This is a genomic window from Streptomyces sp. DG2A-72, from assembly GCF_030499575.1.
Classification (GTDB): Bacteria; Actinomycetota; Actinomycetes; order Streptomycetales; family Streptomycetaceae; genus Streptomyces.
The window spans coordinates 9663538-9676954 of record NZ_JASTLC010000001.1; the positions used below are offsets into that span (position 1 = coordinate 9663538).

14 protein-coding genes and 3 pseudogenes are annotated in these 13417 nt (G+C 71.3%); 9 read left to right on the forward strand and 8 right to left on the reverse strand.

Features of this window, described 5'->3' with window-relative positions; genetic code table 11:
- Positions 1-24: 24 nt before the first annotated feature.
- The 3 genes and pseudogenes from QQY66_RS45725 to QQY66_RS45735 form a co-directional block, all read right to left on the reverse strand.
- Positions 25-394 (reverse strand): annotated as a pseudogene (locus QQY66_RS45725) (sterol carrier protein domain-containing protein); the annotation flags it as partial.
- A gap of 303 nt (positions 395-697) precedes the next feature.
- Positions 698-1546, reverse strand: coding sequence for a glycoside hydrolase family 16 protein (locus QQY66_RS45730; RefSeq protein ID WP_301986384.1), 849 nt, complete (start codon positions 1544-1546; stop codon positions 698-700).
- Positions 1547-1712: 166 nt separating this feature from the next.
- The gene (locus QQY66_RS45735; protein WP_301986385.1) at positions 1713-2366 is read right to left on the reverse strand and encodes a VanZ family protein; all 654 of its coding nucleotides are present in this window, start codon (positions 2364-2366) and stop codon (positions 1713-1715) included.
- Positions 2367-2664: 298 nt separating this feature from the next.
- Between QQY66_RS45735 and QQY66_RS45740 the strand changes: the two genes are divergently transcribed.
- From QQY66_RS45740 to QQY66_RS45765, 6 genes are read left to right on the forward strand one after another with little or no spacing between them, the layout of a single operon-like run.
- Complete coding sequence (locus tag QQY66_RS45740; protein WP_301986386.1) at positions 2665-2847, forward strand: hypothetical protein; 183 nt, start codon at positions 2665-2667, stop codon at positions 2845-2847.
- On the forward strand, positions 2844-3296 hold the full coding sequence (locus tag QQY66_RS45745; protein ID WP_301986387.1) for an MrpF/PhaF family protein: 453 nt from the start codon (positions 2844-2846) through the stop codon (positions 3294-3296). The genes QQY66_RS45740 and QQY66_RS45745 overlap by 4 nt, the downstream gene beginning before the upstream one ends.
- Positions 3289-3540: a hydrogenase subunit MbhD domain-containing protein gene (locus tag QQY66_RS45750; protein ID WP_301986388.1), complete on the forward strand. Its 252-nt coding sequence runs from the start codon at positions 3289-3291 to the stop codon at positions 3538-3540. Before QQY66_RS45745 ends, QQY66_RS45750 begins: the two co-directional genes overlap by 8 nt.
- Positions 3537-4274 carry an MnhB domain-containing protein gene (locus QQY66_RS45755; RefSeq protein WP_301986389.1) on the forward strand — a complete coding sequence of 246 codons (738 nt, stop codon included), beginning with the start codon at positions 3537-3539 and terminating at the stop codon, positions 4272-4274. The genes QQY66_RS45750 and QQY66_RS45755 overlap by 4 nt, the downstream gene beginning before the upstream one ends.
- Complete coding sequence (locus tag QQY66_RS45760) at positions 4274-4621, forward strand: sodium:proton antiporter (RefSeq protein WP_301986390.1); 348 nt, start codon at positions 4274-4276, stop codon at positions 4619-4621. Before QQY66_RS45755 ends, QQY66_RS45760 begins: the two co-directional genes overlap by 1 nt.
- Positions 4621-6378: a complex I subunit 5 family protein gene (locus QQY66_RS45765; RefSeq protein WP_301986391.1), complete on the forward strand. Its 1758-nt coding sequence runs from the start codon at positions 4621-4623 to the stop codon at positions 6376-6378. The genes QQY66_RS45760 and QQY66_RS45765 overlap by 1 nt, the downstream gene beginning before the upstream one ends.
- Here the strand turns inward: QQY66_RS45765 and QQY66_RS45770 are convergent, their stop codons facing one another.
- Complete coding sequence (locus QQY66_RS45770) at positions 6379-7059, reverse strand: DUF4230 domain-containing protein (RefSeq protein WP_301986392.1); 681 nt, start codon at positions 7057-7059, stop codon at positions 6379-6381.
- A gap of 111 nt (positions 7060-7170) precedes the next feature.
- Positions 7171-8190 (reverse strand): annotated as a pseudogene (locus tag QQY66_RS45775) (hypothetical protein); the annotation flags it as partial.
- Between the two features lie 93 nt (positions 8191-8283).
- On the opposite strand from QQY66_RS45775, the gene QQY66_RS45780 reads away from it, so the two are divergent.
- Positions 8284-9237, forward strand: a complete 954-nt coding sequence (locus QQY66_RS45780) for a ribose-phosphate pyrophosphokinase (RefSeq protein WP_301986393.1) — start codon at positions 8284-8286, stop codon at positions 9235-9237.
- 39 nt (positions 9238-9276) lie between these two features.
- On the opposite strand, the gene QQY66_RS45785 is transcribed toward QQY66_RS45780, so the two are convergent.
- Both QQY66_RS45785 and QQY66_RS45790 read right to left on the reverse strand, forming a co-directional pair.
- A complete protein-coding gene (locus QQY66_RS45785; RefSeq protein WP_301986394.1) occupies positions 9277-9657 on the reverse strand; it encodes an anti-sigma factor antagonist in 381 nt (126 codons plus the stop codon).
- 122 nt (positions 9658-9779) lie between these two features.
- Positions 9780-10217: a MarR family winged helix-turn-helix transcriptional regulator gene (locus QQY66_RS45790; protein ID WP_301986395.1), complete on the reverse strand. Its 438-nt coding sequence runs from the start codon at positions 10215-10217 to the stop codon at positions 9780-9782.
- A 116-nt stretch (positions 10218-10333) separates the two neighbouring features.
- Between QQY66_RS45790 and QQY66_RS45795 the strand changes: the two genes are divergently transcribed.
- Entirely contained in the window at positions 10334-11788 is a 1455-nt protein-coding gene (locus tag QQY66_RS45795) for an aldehyde dehydrogenase (protein ID WP_301986396.1), read from the forward strand.
- 25 nt (positions 11789-11813) lie between these two features.
- Positions 11814-12920 (forward strand): NAD(P)-dependent alcohol dehydrogenase, encoded by a 1107-nt coding sequence (locus QQY66_RS45800; RefSeq protein ID WP_301986397.1) that lies wholly within the window; start codon positions 11814-11816, stop codon positions 12918-12920.
- A 6-nt stretch (positions 12921-12926) separates the two neighbouring features.
- Here the strand turns inward: QQY66_RS45800 and QQY66_RS45805 are convergent.
- Positions 12927-13358 (reverse strand): annotated as a pseudogene (locus tag QQY66_RS45805) (zinc-binding dehydrogenase); the annotation flags it as partial.
- Between the last annotated feature and the right edge of the window lie 59 nt (positions 13359-13417).

Genomic DNA, 13417 nt, shown 5'->3' on the forward strand with positions numbered 1-13417 from the left:
CTTGTGCAGGGTCCGCGAGCGCCGTCAGAACCAGTGCAGGCAGTGCGGGGAGCGCTCGGCGCGGAAGAGTGCGTCAGCGAGGGTCGCTGCGCCTGGGCGGTGGGCCCGGATGTGACCGGCACGCACGAGCGTGCTCGGGGTGGTGCCGCCGAGGTAGACGGAGCCCAGGTCTCTGACGTCCAGGGACAGGTCGGGCTTCCGGTCCGCGGGGACGCAGCCGGCCTTGCCGTCCCGGACGGTCAGCAGGTAGCGGTCGTGTTCGCCGAGGAACGGGTCGTCGATGTCGAGGACGAGCTCGCCTGTCCATGAACCAGCCGCGCGCGGTCAGCGCACGCGGGACGTCCAGCAGTCGCACCCAGAGCCAGTCCATGTCGCCGCTCACCTCGCCGGCGCGAAGCGCCCGAACGCGGCATGGACTGTGTCGACGAAGATGTCGAGGTCCTTGTCGGTCGTGGGACGGCTCTCCATTGCTGCTGCCTCCCCGGGATACCGGCACCGCGACTCGTGATGTCTGGCCACAGTGCAGCGTTGACCCGTGGCAAGGGCAAGTGGATTGGCCGGCAGCCCGGATGGATCGAGGACCTCGGGGACATCACGCGCCCCCGCTGGGAAGCAGGAGCCGGCACCGTACGAGGAAGCTGCCCACGGCCTCGCCCGGTTCGCGCGGCACTCGCTCGTCTCGACCCGCCGAAACCGCCTAGTCGCCCGTGGTCACCGAGACGCGGTCCACCACCAACCGCTGTGGGAAGACCGTGGAGGCGTCCGGGGCGCCGGGCCAGTAGCCGCCGACCGCGAGGTTGAGGATCAGGAAGAACGGCTTGTTGAAGACCCAGGCGTTGCCGCCGAGGTCGGCGGGTGTGCGCCGCTGGTAGACGTTGCCGTCCACCGACCAGGTGATGGAGTCGGGTGCCCAGTCGACGGCGAAGGTGTGGAAGTCGTCGGCGAAGGCCTGACCGTCCGGCAGGGAGTAGGCCGCGCCTATGCCGCCCGAGCCGGAGTAGCCGGGGCCGTGGATCGTGCCGTGCACGGTCGAGGGCTCGAAGCCGACGTTCTCCATGACGTCGATCTCGCCCGAGGCGGGCCAGCCGACCTGCCCGAGATCGTTGCCGAGCATCCAGAACGCGGGCCACATGCCCTGCCCGCGCGGCACCTTGATCCGTGCCTCGACATGCCCGTACTGGGCCGTGAACTTGCCGGCGGTGTTGAGCCGCGCCGACGTGTACTCGCAGGTGCCGTACCAGCACTGGTAGTTGGCCGGGTTCTCACGGCGGGCGGTGATCACCAGATGGCCCTGGCCGTCCAGGGCCGCGTTGTCGGTGCCCGATGTGTAGTACTGCCGCTCGTGGTTGTTGACGTTGTCGCCGGTCTCGAGCTGCCACTTCGAGGAGTCGACGCCCGCGCCGGCGGGCCCGTCGAAGGTGTCGGAGAACGTCACGGCCCGGACGTCGGCGGGCTCCGCCCCTGCGGGGGCGACGGTGGCGGACGCGACCAGCCCGGCGGACAGGGCGGCGAGGAGACAGGTGCGGAGCGAACGTGGGGAGACCACGGCTCTCCCTTCCGTACGGCGTCCCGGCGTACGGGTGCGCCGACCGAGGTGGGGGGTAAGGGTGTCGCCTCTTGATTCAAGGAATGAGATAAGAGGGCGTCAATACCTTGGTACGGACCAGATGTGCCCGGCGCGGCACCGTGCTGTTCCGGTGCTGTTCGGGCGGCTAGGAGCGACGCTCCCGGGCATGCACCGCACGGCTCATCCGCCGCCCCAGGACGAGGTAACCGATCAGCGCGCCCGTGGTGTTGAGGATGACGTCGTCGATGTCGAAGGCGCGCCCGGCGACCATCAGGCCCTGTACCAGCTCCACCAGCAGCATCACGGTCGCGGTCAGCAGGAGGATGCGCAGCGGTCCCCGGGTGCGCGGGGCGACGACGGGGGCCAGGATGCCGAACGGGACGCCGAGCAGCAGGTTGCCGCCGATCTGCTTCACGGCGTCACGCAGCTCCGGCTGGTCGAGATAGGCCTTGAGGGAGCGGCCCGGCCGCAGGTTGGTGTGCGTCAGCGCCTCCGACGCGGGGGAGGGCTGCAGGGTCAGCTGGGCGAGCACGACCGCGAACGCCACCATGAGCACGAACGCGCACAGCACCGCGAGCAGCCGCGCGAGGAGGCGAAGAGGATCCCGCCCGCGACGGGCGGACCGCGGCGCAGGCTTGGTCTTCTGGGCCTGCTTGGTCTTCGCCGCCCCGGCCGCCTTGGGCGCCCGCTTGAGCTTGGTGACCCAGGCCGCCTTGGGGCCGCGCTTGGGATTGGACGGCTCCTCGGACTTCGGCTCCCGCTTCGACTTGGACGCCCGCTTCCCCTTGGGCAACCCCACGGACGCGGACGTGGCTGTGCGGAGCCGTAACCCGGCACGGGATCGTGAGGCTGTACGGGCCATGCGGTCCTCCAGTCTTCAACTTCCCTTTGTCGTAGGGTGGTTACCCGCGAACCGGCCGAAGATGCCGCCGCGCGATCCCGGCCCCCGGTTTCCCCGCGTGCCGTAGGGGCACTCCGGGCGGAGACCCGCGCGCCGTCACGCCACACGGCGAACACGGTGTTTGGATGGCGCGAAAGCGGCGTAACCGGATGTATCGCCGCGTCGGTCGGCGGTCGAGGCTCGGGAGGTGTGGCGCGTGAACCGGCGTACGACACTTCTCGCCACCGCCGAGATCCTGGCGTGGTGGGCGGCGCTCTCCGTGCTGTGGCTGGTCCTCGTCAGCACCGTGGACGCCCTGGAACTGGCGGTCGGCGCGGGCGCCGCGGCTGTGGCCGCCCTCGCCGCACGGGCCGCGCGCAGGGCGGTGGCCGGACGGTGAACGGCTGGATGCCGGCGGCGGCCGTCGTCCTCGCGGGCGGCGTCGGAGCCACCCTCTGGGGCGTCGCCACCGGACCGCCGCGGCGCGCAGTCGTGGCGCAGAACCTGGCCACCGCGTTCGCCTGCCCGGCCCTGCTCCTGCTCTCCCAGGCCTACGACCGCCCGTCCTACGTCGATGTCGCCCTGGTCCTCGCCCTGCTCGGGCCCGTCGGCACGCTGGTCTTCGCCCGGCTGCTCGCCGACGAGCTGACCGCTGATCCGCCGAGCGCCTGGGGCGTGACGTGGTTGGCCGCCGGCGTCGGCGCGGTGGTCGTGCTGGTGCTGTGCGTGGCCGTAGGACCGAGTCGCGCCATGGTCAAGCTGCTGGTGACCGGCGCGCTGCTGATCGGCGGGAACGTCGTCGCGTCCGGCGCGCTGTCCGGCGGATTCCGTGGAGTCCTCCGTGGCTGACGCAGTCATCGTCATCGCCCTGCTGCTGGTCGCCGCGACCGCGACCCTCGCGGTCGCCGTCCGCGACCCGGTGCGCCAGGCCCTCGTGCTGGCCGTCCTCGGTGTCGTCCTCGCCGTTCTGTTCATCGTGCTCCAGGCACCCGACGTGGCCCTGTCGCAGCTCGCCGTCGGATCCGCGCTCACGCCGCTGTTGCTGCTGCTCACCGTCCGCAAGGTCAAACGGCCCAAGGGACGCGACCGATGAGCCCCCGCACCCGACTGTGGCTCGTCCTCGCGGCCGGCGCCGGCCTCGCCGTCCTGCTGGTCGCCGCCTGTCTGGACCTGCCCGGCTTCGGCGGCGACCGGCATCCTTACGGCGACCGTGCCGTGCGCGAGGCCCTCGCCCGGGACGCCGCCAACACCGTGTCGTCGGTCAACTTCGACCAGCGCGCCTTCGACACCCTCGGCGAGATGAGCATCCTGTTCGCGGCCGTCCTGGGCTGCGTGGTGCTGTTGCGCCAGACCCGTGACGAGCACCGGGCCCGCCCCGAACCCGCCGAAGTCGCCCTCCCCGTACGCCGCTACGCCCTCGTGGTGCTGCCCGTCGCCCTGCTCACCGGCCTGTACGTCATCGCCCACGGGCAGCTCACCCCCGGCGGCGGCTTCCAGGGCGGCGTCGTCGCCGCGACCGCCCTGCACCTGCTGTACCTGGGCGCCGACTACCGCGCCCTGGAACGCGTCCGGCCGGTCGGCCTGTTCGAGGTCGGCGACGCGCTCGCCGCCTCCGCCTACGTCGTCACCGGCCTCGCGGGCCTGATCGGCGGCACGGCCTTCCTGGCGAACACGCTGCCGTACGGCACGTTCAGCACGCTGTCCTCCGGCGGCACCGTCTGGTTGCTGAACGCGGCCATCGGCATGGAGGTGGCCTGCGCGGTCGTCGTCCTGCTCGCCCGCTTCCTGGACCAGGCCGTCGAGATCGAGGAGGAGAGCGGGAAGTGATGGACGTACTGCCCTACCTGGTCGCCATGTGGGTCTTCCTGGCCGGCTGCTACGGCCTGGCCACCAGCCGCAATCTGATCCACGCCGTCGGCTGTCTGACCGTGTGTCAGTCCGCCACGTACGTCCTTCTGCTGGCCGTCGGCTACCGCGACGACGGCACCGCGCCTGTCTTCTCCGACGTACAGCCCGGTTCACGGCCGGTCGTCGACCCCGTCGTCCAGGCGCTGGCCCTGACCGACGTCGTGGTCGGCGCGACCGTCACCGCGCTGCTGCTCGCGCTCGTCGTGCAGATCTCCAAACGGCACGGCACGGTCGACCCCGACGAACTCTCCGAGCTGCGCGGCTGATGAACGACCTGCTGCCGCTGCTCGTCGCCGTACCCGTCCTCGGCGCCGCCCTGCTGGTCGCGGGCGGGCGCCGACTGCCCCGGGTCGCCGCCGAGTCCGTGGGCTGCGCCGTGTCGGCCGGCACGGCGGGCCTCGCGATCGTGCTGCTCCTCAACTCCTCGCCCCCGCACGTCGAGTGGGTCGGCGGCCGGCGGCCGAAGGACGGGGTGAGCGTCGGAATCGTGCTGACCGGGGACGGGCCCGGGCTCGGGATGGCCGCGCTCGCCTCGCTGCTGACGCTCGCGGCCCTGGCGTACTCCTGGCACTACTTCGACGAACCGCCGCGCCGCCACGCCGGGTCGTTTCCCGGCCTGATGCTGCTGTTCCAGGCGGGCATGTGCGGCTTCGCCGTCGCGGGCGACCTGTTCAACGCGTTCGTCTTCTTCGAGCTGATGAGCGTGGTCGCGTACGCGCTGACCGGGCACCGGGTCGAGGAGGCGAAGGCCGTGCAGGGCGCGCTGACCTTCGCGGTCGTCACCTCGCTCGGCGCGTACGCGATGCTGATGGGCATCGCGCTGCTGTACGGCCGTACCGGCGAGCTGGCCATGACGCAGATCGGGCGGGGGATCGACGCGCACGGCGGTCCCGACGCGCTGGTGCTCGCCGCGTTCGTCCTCGTGCTGACCGGTCTGCTCGTGAAGGCAGCCGCCGTGCCCTTCCACTTCTGGCTCCCGGACGCACACGCCGTCGCGCCCACCCCGGTGTGCATGCTGCTGTCGGGCGTCATGGTGGAGCTCGGCGCGTACGGCGTCTGGCGGGTGTACGGCACGGTCTTCGCCGGGCCCGGCGGGGTTCCCGCGGCCGACCTGCGGCAGGTCCTGGTGACGCTCGGGGCGGTGACGGCCGTGATCGGCGCCGTCATGTGCTGGTACCAGCGGCACATCAAGCGGCTGCTCGCCTACTCGACCGTCGCCCACATGGGGCTTTTCCTCATCGGCATCGGAGTCCTGACGCCCAAGGCGGACGACGGGGTCGCGCTGTACATGCTCGGCCACGCCGGTGTGAAGGCGGCGCTGTTCGCCTGCGCGGGCATCCTGCTCGACCGCTACGGCAGCGTCGACGAACACGCCCTGCACGGACGGGCCCGGCAACTGCGGGGCGTCGCCGTGCTGTTCGCGACCGGGGCCGTGGCCCTAGCCGGGCTGCCGCCGTTCGGTACGGCGCTCGGCAAGGCTGTTACGGAGGAGGCCGTGGGCGGCCCGCTGACCGTGCTCTATGTCGGGGCGACCGCCCTGACCGCCGGAGCGGTGCTGCGGGTCGGCGCGCGTGTGTTCCTCGGGCTGGGACCCAGGCCCGAGGACGGCGCCGAGTACGAGACGACCGGCTCCGGCGAGGAACCGGAGACCGGGCAGCGGCTGCGCCGGGTCCCCGACACGATGACGGCCGTGCCCGCGATGCTGCTCGCCGGAGCGCTGACCGTCGGCGTGGCCCCCGGATTCGGCGACGTCGTGGCGCACGCCGTGAACGAGGCCGGGTCCGGCGGTGCGCATGTCTCCGTGCACTGGACCCCGGTCGGTGTCCTGCTCGGTCTCCTCTCGACGGTTGTGGCGGCGGGCCTCGCGGCCGTCGCCGTCACCCGCCCCGGGCTGCTCGCCGCACCGGAGTGGGCGCTGCCGCTGCGGCGTCTGCAGTCCGGGCACGTCGGCGACTACGTGGCATGGATGCTGGTGGGCGCCGTACTGCTCGCCGCACTCGCCCTGCCGGGGATCCTCGCCTGATCAGGCGCCGTTCTTCGGCCCCGGCCCGTACGAGACGTCCACCTCCTTGAAGCCGAGGGAGTGCAGCAGGCCTTCGAGCATGTCGGTGGTGTTGGACTCGGCGCGCTTGGTCAGCCCGCTGCCCTTGGCGGCGTCGCCGATGTGCCGCGACGCGAGCTTCTGCACGGCCTGTTCGCTGTTGGGGTTGTCGGAGAAGAGGTCGCCGAGACGGTCGAGCAGACCGCGCTGCTTGGACACGGCGTAGGAGCGCTCGGGGTCGAGGGCCGGTTCGCCCAGTGCCGCGTGCGGCAGCCGGAGCGTGGCGGACGTACGGTCCTCGTTGACCGTCACGTCCTGCTTGCCGACCTGTCCGAGGTCGACGTAGGCGTCCACGGTGCCCGCGCCGACGTACAGCGTGCGGGTGCCGCGGATCGCGTCGGGAAGGTACTTGGCGTCCTTCTCCAGGTCCACGACGACCTGGAAGTTGCCGGAGGCGGCGTCGTAACGGCTGATGTCCTGAATGGACTCCAGCAGTGCGGGACCCGAGCGGTCGTGGGTCTCCGTACCGAAGAAGTCCTTCAGGCCCGGGAGCAGACTCAGCCGGATCCCGGCGAACATCACGGCGAGCACCAGTACGACGGCGGTCACCAGTTTCGCCCAGCCGGGCATGCGCCTGGGTAAGCGCTTGATGGAAGTCGTCATGGCGACGGTCCTCCCTTCCTCCCTGACCGGATGCCCCTCAAAATCCGTGTCAGACCGGGTTGTTGGGCAACCAGGACAGTTGACGGAGGCGCGCACCGGCGCGCGCGGTACCTAGGGGCGAGCTCGCAGTTCCCGGTCGCCGGACGGCCGTGACCACCACACGCCCTCGCCGCGCGTGAGCCCCGGCAGCCGCAGCTCCACCTCGCGCACCCCGCGCGGAGCAGCCGGACCGGATCAGGGCGACCCGGTAGTCCGTCACGGCCGCGCCGGCCAGCCCGGCGTGCAGCGTGTCCTCGATGGCCTGGTGGAAGGCGCGGGGGAGTGCGCCGAGTTCCGTCTCGTACGTGAACACCCCACCGGAGCGGAGAGGTCCCTGCTCGATGCGCGGTCCGATCGTCGCCCAGTAGCGCGTGTGATCGTGCCACGGCATCTTCGCGCAGGCCTCGCCCCTTCCCCTCGCCGTAGAGGAGCAGCGCGGTCGCGCCGGAGTCCGCGGGCCGGGCGTGGATCAATGGGTCCTGGTCGGCGAGGGCGAGCAGGGCGGAATTCGGCGGTGCGAACTGCGGGGCACGGTCGGTGAGTTCACCGAGCCGGTCGCCCAGGCGCAGACCCGCCGGGACGGTGAGCGCCGCGATGTTCCCTGCGGTGAGCGTGTCGCCCCCGCCGACCACGTCGAGGCGCGTCACCCGGGCGGAGACCTCGGTGGTCCGGCCGTCCGCCTCCCGCCGCAGATAGGTCAGCCGCCGGCGCCGGGTCACCTCACCGTCGTAGAGCCGCAGATACGCCGTCCGCTCCCCGCCGGGACCCGGTCGTACGGCGAAGACCGTGCCGCACGGCTCGATGCCCTCGGTCGCCGGGGCCGGTGGGATCAGCCGGAGCACGCTGGAAGAGGACCGGGTGGAGGGAGCCGTCGGCGGTGCGGGCGGCGAGGGCGGTGCGCAGGGTGTCCGGGGTCGGTTCGGGACCGTCGACGACGGCCGCCAGGATGTCCGGGTCGACCTCGGCGAGGGACTCGGGAAACCTTGTCGTCCGGGCGCCGGCGCGGTCGATCTTGTTGACGAAGATCACTGTGGGCAGCCGCAGCGTCCTCATCAGTACGCGGGTCTGCGTGTGGGGAATGCGGACGCCGTCATGACGGCCTGCCGTCCGATGCGGTCCGCAACCGAATTTCCGCGGTCAGTAGCATGAGGGCGGCAGCCCGGAATGATCATGCGAGGAGCGGACGTGCGAGACATAGCCGTGTTCAGCGGTAGCGCCCACCCCGAACTGGCGGCGGAGGTCTGCCGGCATCTCGGCGTGCCGCTCAACCCGATCCGGGTCAGCCGGTTCGCCAACGACTGTCTGGAGGTGCAGCTCCAGGCCAACTGCCGCGAGCGGGACGTCTTTCTCGTCCAGCCGCTGGTCGCCCCCGTCCAGGAGCACCTGGTCGAGCTGCTGATGATGTGCGACGCGGCCCGCGGCGCGTCCGCCCGCCGTATCACCGTCGTCATGCCGCACTACGCCTACGCCCGCTCCGACAAGAAGGACGCGCCCCGCATCTCCATGGGCGGCCGGCTCGTCGCGGACCTGATGGTCGCCGCCGGCGCCAGCCGGGTCCTCGCCATGACGCTGCACTCGCCGCAGGTCCACGGCTTCTTCTCGGTGCCCGTAGACCACCTCCACGCACTGCGCGAACTGGCCGCCCACTTCCGGCAGTACGACCTGACCCGCACCACCGTCGTCTCACCGGACCTCGGCAACGCCAAGGAGGCGGCTGCCTTCGCCCGGCTGATCGGCGCCCGGGTCGCGGCCGGCGCCAAGCAGCGGTACGCGGACGACCGGGTCAGCATCAGCTCCGTCATCGGCGATGTCGCCGGGCGCGATGTCATCGTGCTGGACGACGAGATCGCCAAGGGCAGCACCGTGCTCGAACTCCTGGACCGGCTGCGGGAGCTGGGGCCGCGGTCGATCAAGGTCGCCTGTACGCACGGCCTGTTCGCGGCCGGTGCGCTCAAGCGGCTCAGCGAGCAGCCCGACGTGGACGAGATCGTGTGCACCAACACCGTGCCGGTACCGGCGGAGGAGCACACGGACAAGCTGCGCATCCTGTCCATCGCCCCCGCCCTCGCCGAGGCCGTGCGCCGCATTCACAACGGTGAGTCCGTCAGCGCCCTGTTCGACGCGCCGCGGAGCGAATAGGGACCTGAACAGGGCACCAAGATCATCGAGTAGCCGCCGTCAGACCTGACCGGACGTGGCCTCGGGCTGGCCCAGGGCCGCGTCGAGCGTCGGCGCCGGAGGCAGCAGCCGCGCCAGTCCGGTCACCCGGAGGATGCGCAGCGTCAGCGGATGCGTGCACACGAGATGGAGCTGTCCGTCGCGGTCGAGCACCCTGCTCCTGGCCCGGTAGAGGAGACGCAGCCCGGAGCAGTCGAAGAACTCGACCCCGCTGAGGTCGAGCACGACCCGTGGGCCGGATCCGGTGGTCGCCCGGTCGAGGAGCGGGATGATCTCCACGGACGCCGCGATGTCGATCTCGCCGCGAAACTCGAGCACTGTGAAGCCGCGGTCCTGCCGGATGCGCAGATACCGGGGGAGAGGTGCGGGTTCCTGCGGCACGACGACGTCGCCTCCAACCGGTTCCCTGGGCGGCAATTCCTTTTCCCGCCCAGCAAGTTACCCCCGATCGAGCGAATCTGCGCAAGTTCGATTGACATATGTCTTCGTGTCGCACACAAGCGTTATGACAGTGCGTGCCAGGCCCGGGAGAGCGCCTGCCGGAACTGTTCGGTCTGGTGTGCCGTGAGATCGCGCACCATCCGCTCCTCCAGCTCCCGCACCGGCCCGGCATGGCGCTCGAGCAGCTCCCGGGCGGCGTCGGTCAGCAGGATCAGCAGCTCGCGCCGGTTGCGTGGGTTGCGCTCCCGGCGGACCAGGCCGCGGCCCTCCAGGGAGCGGACCAGGTCGGCGATGGACTGGGCGGTGACGAACGAATCGCGGGCCAGCTGCGCGGCCGACAGTCCGTCGTGTCGCTCCAGGACGGTGAGCGCGGTGTACTGGAGAGCGGTGATCCCGGACGGCCTGACCAGCTCGTCCAGGTGTGAGCGCACGACGAGCTCCACCTGCTTGACCATGTACAGCAGTGACGGGGGTGCCTTGGTTGCCTGGGTGCCGACCATGAGATCGAGCCTAGAGCATTGACAGGAAACCTGTCTGTAAAGAGACTGCGAACCAGACGATGTACCAACAGGAATCCTGTTGGTTGAAATCTTGGCAATGAGGCTGAGGAGTGGTGATGACCACCTTCGAGATCGAACCCGGACGGCTGTTCATCGGGGGACAGTGGCGAGAGGCCGCCGACGGAGCGCGCACCGAGGTGGTCGACCCGTCCCGGGGCACGGTCGTCACGACCGTCGCGGAGGCGGGCGCCACCGATGTGGACGCCGCCGTGCGCGCCGCCCGGGAGGCCTTCGACGACGGCTCCTGGTCCGGTCTCAGCGGCCGTGAGCGGGGCCGGATCCTGCACCGCGTCGCCGAGCTGATCCGTGAGAACGCCGACGAACTCGCCCGGCTGGAGAGCCTCGACGTCGGCAAGCCGATCACCCTGTGCCACGCCGTCGACATCACCAACGCGGCCAACGACTACGAGCACTACGCGGCCCTCGCCCACTCCCTGCACGGCGCCAACCGCGACACTCCCATGAACGCCCTTGCCTACACGCGGCGCGAGCCGGTCGGCGTGGTCGCGGCCATCACGCCCTTCAACTTCCCGCTGATCCTGGCCGGTTCGAAGCTCGGCCCCGCCCTCGCGGCGGGCAACACGGTGGTCCACAAGCCGGCCGACGAGACCCCGCTCAGTGCCCTGTACATGGCCAAGCTGCTCCAGGAGGCGGGCGTTCCGGACGGGGTGGTCAACGTCGTGACCGGCACGGGCCCGGTGGCCGGTGAGGCACTGCTGCGTCACCCCGGCGTGGACAAGGTCGCCTTCACGGGCTCCACGACCGTCGGCCGGCACGTGGCGAGCGCGGCGGGCGAGGCCCTCAAGCCGGTCACCATGGAACTCGGCGGCAACGCGGCCCACATCGTCTTCGAGGACGCCGACCTGGAGAAGGCGGTCGGCGCGGTCATCAAGGCCTTCGTCTTCAACACCGGCCAGTTCTGCATGGGCGGCCCGCGCCTGCTGGTGGCCCGCTCCGTCCACAGCACCCTCCTGGGCATCCTCGCCGAGGCCGTCCCCGGCGTCCCGGTGGGCGACCCCCGCGATCCCGAGACCGTCGTCGGACCGATGGCGGGGCCGAAACATCTGGCGAAGGTCGAGGAGTACGTCGACCTGGCCCGCAAGGAGGGCGGCCGCATCGTCTGCGGCGGCGAGCGGCTCGACCTGGACGGCGGCTTCTACTACAAGCCCACGGTGATCGCCGACCTGCCGAACGACTCCCGCGTCGTCCAGGAGGAGGTCTTCGGCCCCGTCCTCACCGTGCAGCCCTTCGACACCGAGGACGAAGCCGTCGAGCTCGCCAACTCCACGCCGTACGGCCTGGCTTCGGGCATCCAGACCGGCAACCTCGCCCGCGCGCACCGCGTCGCCGACCGGCTCCAGGCCGGCATCGTCTGGGTCAACGACTGGGCGATGCTCGACCCCGCGGTCCCCTTCGGCGGTGTCAAGGACTCCGGGTTCGGCCGCGAGTACGGCCCCGAGGCGCTCGCCGCCTACACCAAGGTCAAGTCCGTCGTCGTCTCGCTCGACTGAGCGCCGCCCTCAAGGAGTTCGTACGATGTCCATCACCACGCGCGCCGCGGTCGTCGAGTCCGGCGGCGCACCGTTCACCCTCTCCGACGTCGTCCTCGACGAGCCCGGCCCGCACGAGGCGCTCGTCCGCATGGTGGCGACCGGCCTGTGCCACACCGACCTCGGCGTCGCGAGCGGCGGACTGCCCTTCCCGCTCCCGGGAGTTCTGGGACACGAGGGGGCCGGCGTCGTCGAGGCCGTCGGTGCCGCCGTCACCGGCGTCGCCCCCGGCGACCACGTCCTGCTGTCCTTCACCTCGTGCGGTGGTTGCCGCAACTGCCGGGGCGGGCACCCCGCGTACTGCGCGACCTGGCTGCCGCTGAACCTCATCGGGGGCCGGCGGGCGGACGGCAGCAGCACCGTCAGCCGGGGCGGCGAACCGCTCGGCGGCCACTTCTTCGGCCAGTCCTCGTTCGCCGAGCGGGCCTTGGCCGACGAGCGCAGCCTCGTCAAGGTCGACGCGGACGTACCGCTGGACTCCATCGCACCCCTGGGCTGCGGTGTGCAGACCGGCGTCGGTGCCGTCTGGAACGTCCTGAAGCCGGTCACCGGCAGCACGGTCGTAGTCCTCGGCGCGGGAGCCGTCGGCCTGTCCGCGGTGATGGCCGCCGCCCTCACCCCGGCCACCACGATCATCGCGGTCGACAAGGTCGGCGAACGACTGTCCCTGGCCAAGGAGTTGGGCGCCACCCACACCGTCGACGCCGGTGAGGCCGACCTCGGCGAGGCGATCGCGTCGCTGACGGGCGGTCAGGGCGCCGACGGCATCGTCGAGACCACCGGCAGCGTCGCCGTGCTGCGCCAGGGCGTCGACGCGCTCGCCGCCCGCGGCACCCTGGTCCTCGTCGGCGCCCCGCCGTTCGGCACGGAGGTGTCCCTGGACGTCAACGGGCTGCTCGGGGGCAAGCAGATCGTCGGCCTCACCCTCGGCGACAGCGAGACACAGACCCTCATCCCCGCCCTGGTCCGCATGGTGAAGGAGGGCCGCCTCCCGCTGCACCGCCTGATCAGCACATACCCGTTCGCCGACATCGACCAGGCGGTGCGCGACATGAGGGCGGGCAAGACGATCAAGCCCGTGCTCACGTTCTGAGCGGCGTCAGTCGACCAGCAGGACCAGCTTCCCCGTGGTCCGGCCGGTGCCGCCGAGCCTGTGTGCCTCGGCGGCACCGGCCGGCGGGAAGGTACCGGCGATCGCGGGGCGCAGCTTCCCCGCCTCCACCAGCTCCGTGATCGCCTTCAGACCGCTGTGCGAGGCGTCCACGACCATGCGCAGCGACCGGACACCGAGCCGCTCGGCCTCCGACACGACGATCCCGCCCGGGCGCAGCACGCGCAGCGAGCGCGTCGAGGTGTCGCTGCCGATCATGTCCAGGACGACGTCGACGTCCTTGATGGCCTCGGCGAAGTCCGTCTCCCGGTGTTCGAGCGAGGCCGGCTTGTGGGCGAACCAGCGCGCCGGGGCGGCGACGTACTCGGCGTGCGAGCCGTGGCCGAACGGGTACGCCGGCATGCCGAAGCCCTGAGGACCTCAGGACCGCCGAGGACGTCCCGGCTGATGGCTCGCATCGTGTTCACCACGGATTTTCG

Excerpts from the sequence above, each read along its gene's own strand:
- QQY66_RS45755 (WP_301986389.1), top strand. The coding sequence starts at position 3,537 with ATGAGCCCCCGCACCCGACTGTGGCTCGTCCTCGCGGCCGGCGCCGGC.
- QQY66_RS45770 (WP_301986392.1), bottom strand. The coding sequence starts at position 7,059 with ATGACGACTTCCATCAAGCGCTTACCCAGGCGCATGCCCGGCTGGGCG.
- QQY66_RS45795 (WP_301986396.1), top strand. The coding sequence starts at position 10,334 with ATGACCACCTTCGAGATCGAACCCGGACGGCTGTTCATCGGGGGACAG.
- QQY66_RS45765 (WP_301986391.1), top strand. The coding sequence starts at position 4,621 with ATGAACGACCTGCTGCCGCTGCTCGTCGCCGTACCCGTCCTCGGCGCC.
- QQY66_RS45760 (WP_301986390.1), top strand. The coding sequence starts at position 4,274 with ATGGACGTACTGCCCTACCTGGTCGCCATGTGGGTCTTCCTGGCCGGC.
- QQY66_RS45800 (WP_301986397.1), top strand. The coding sequence starts at position 11,814 with ATGTCCATCACCACGCGCGCCGCGGTCGTCGAGTCCGGCGGCGCACCG.
- QQY66_RS45790 (WP_301986395.1), bottom strand. The coding sequence starts at position 10,217 with ATGGTCGGCACCCAGGCAACCAAGGCACCCCCGTCACTGCTGTACATG.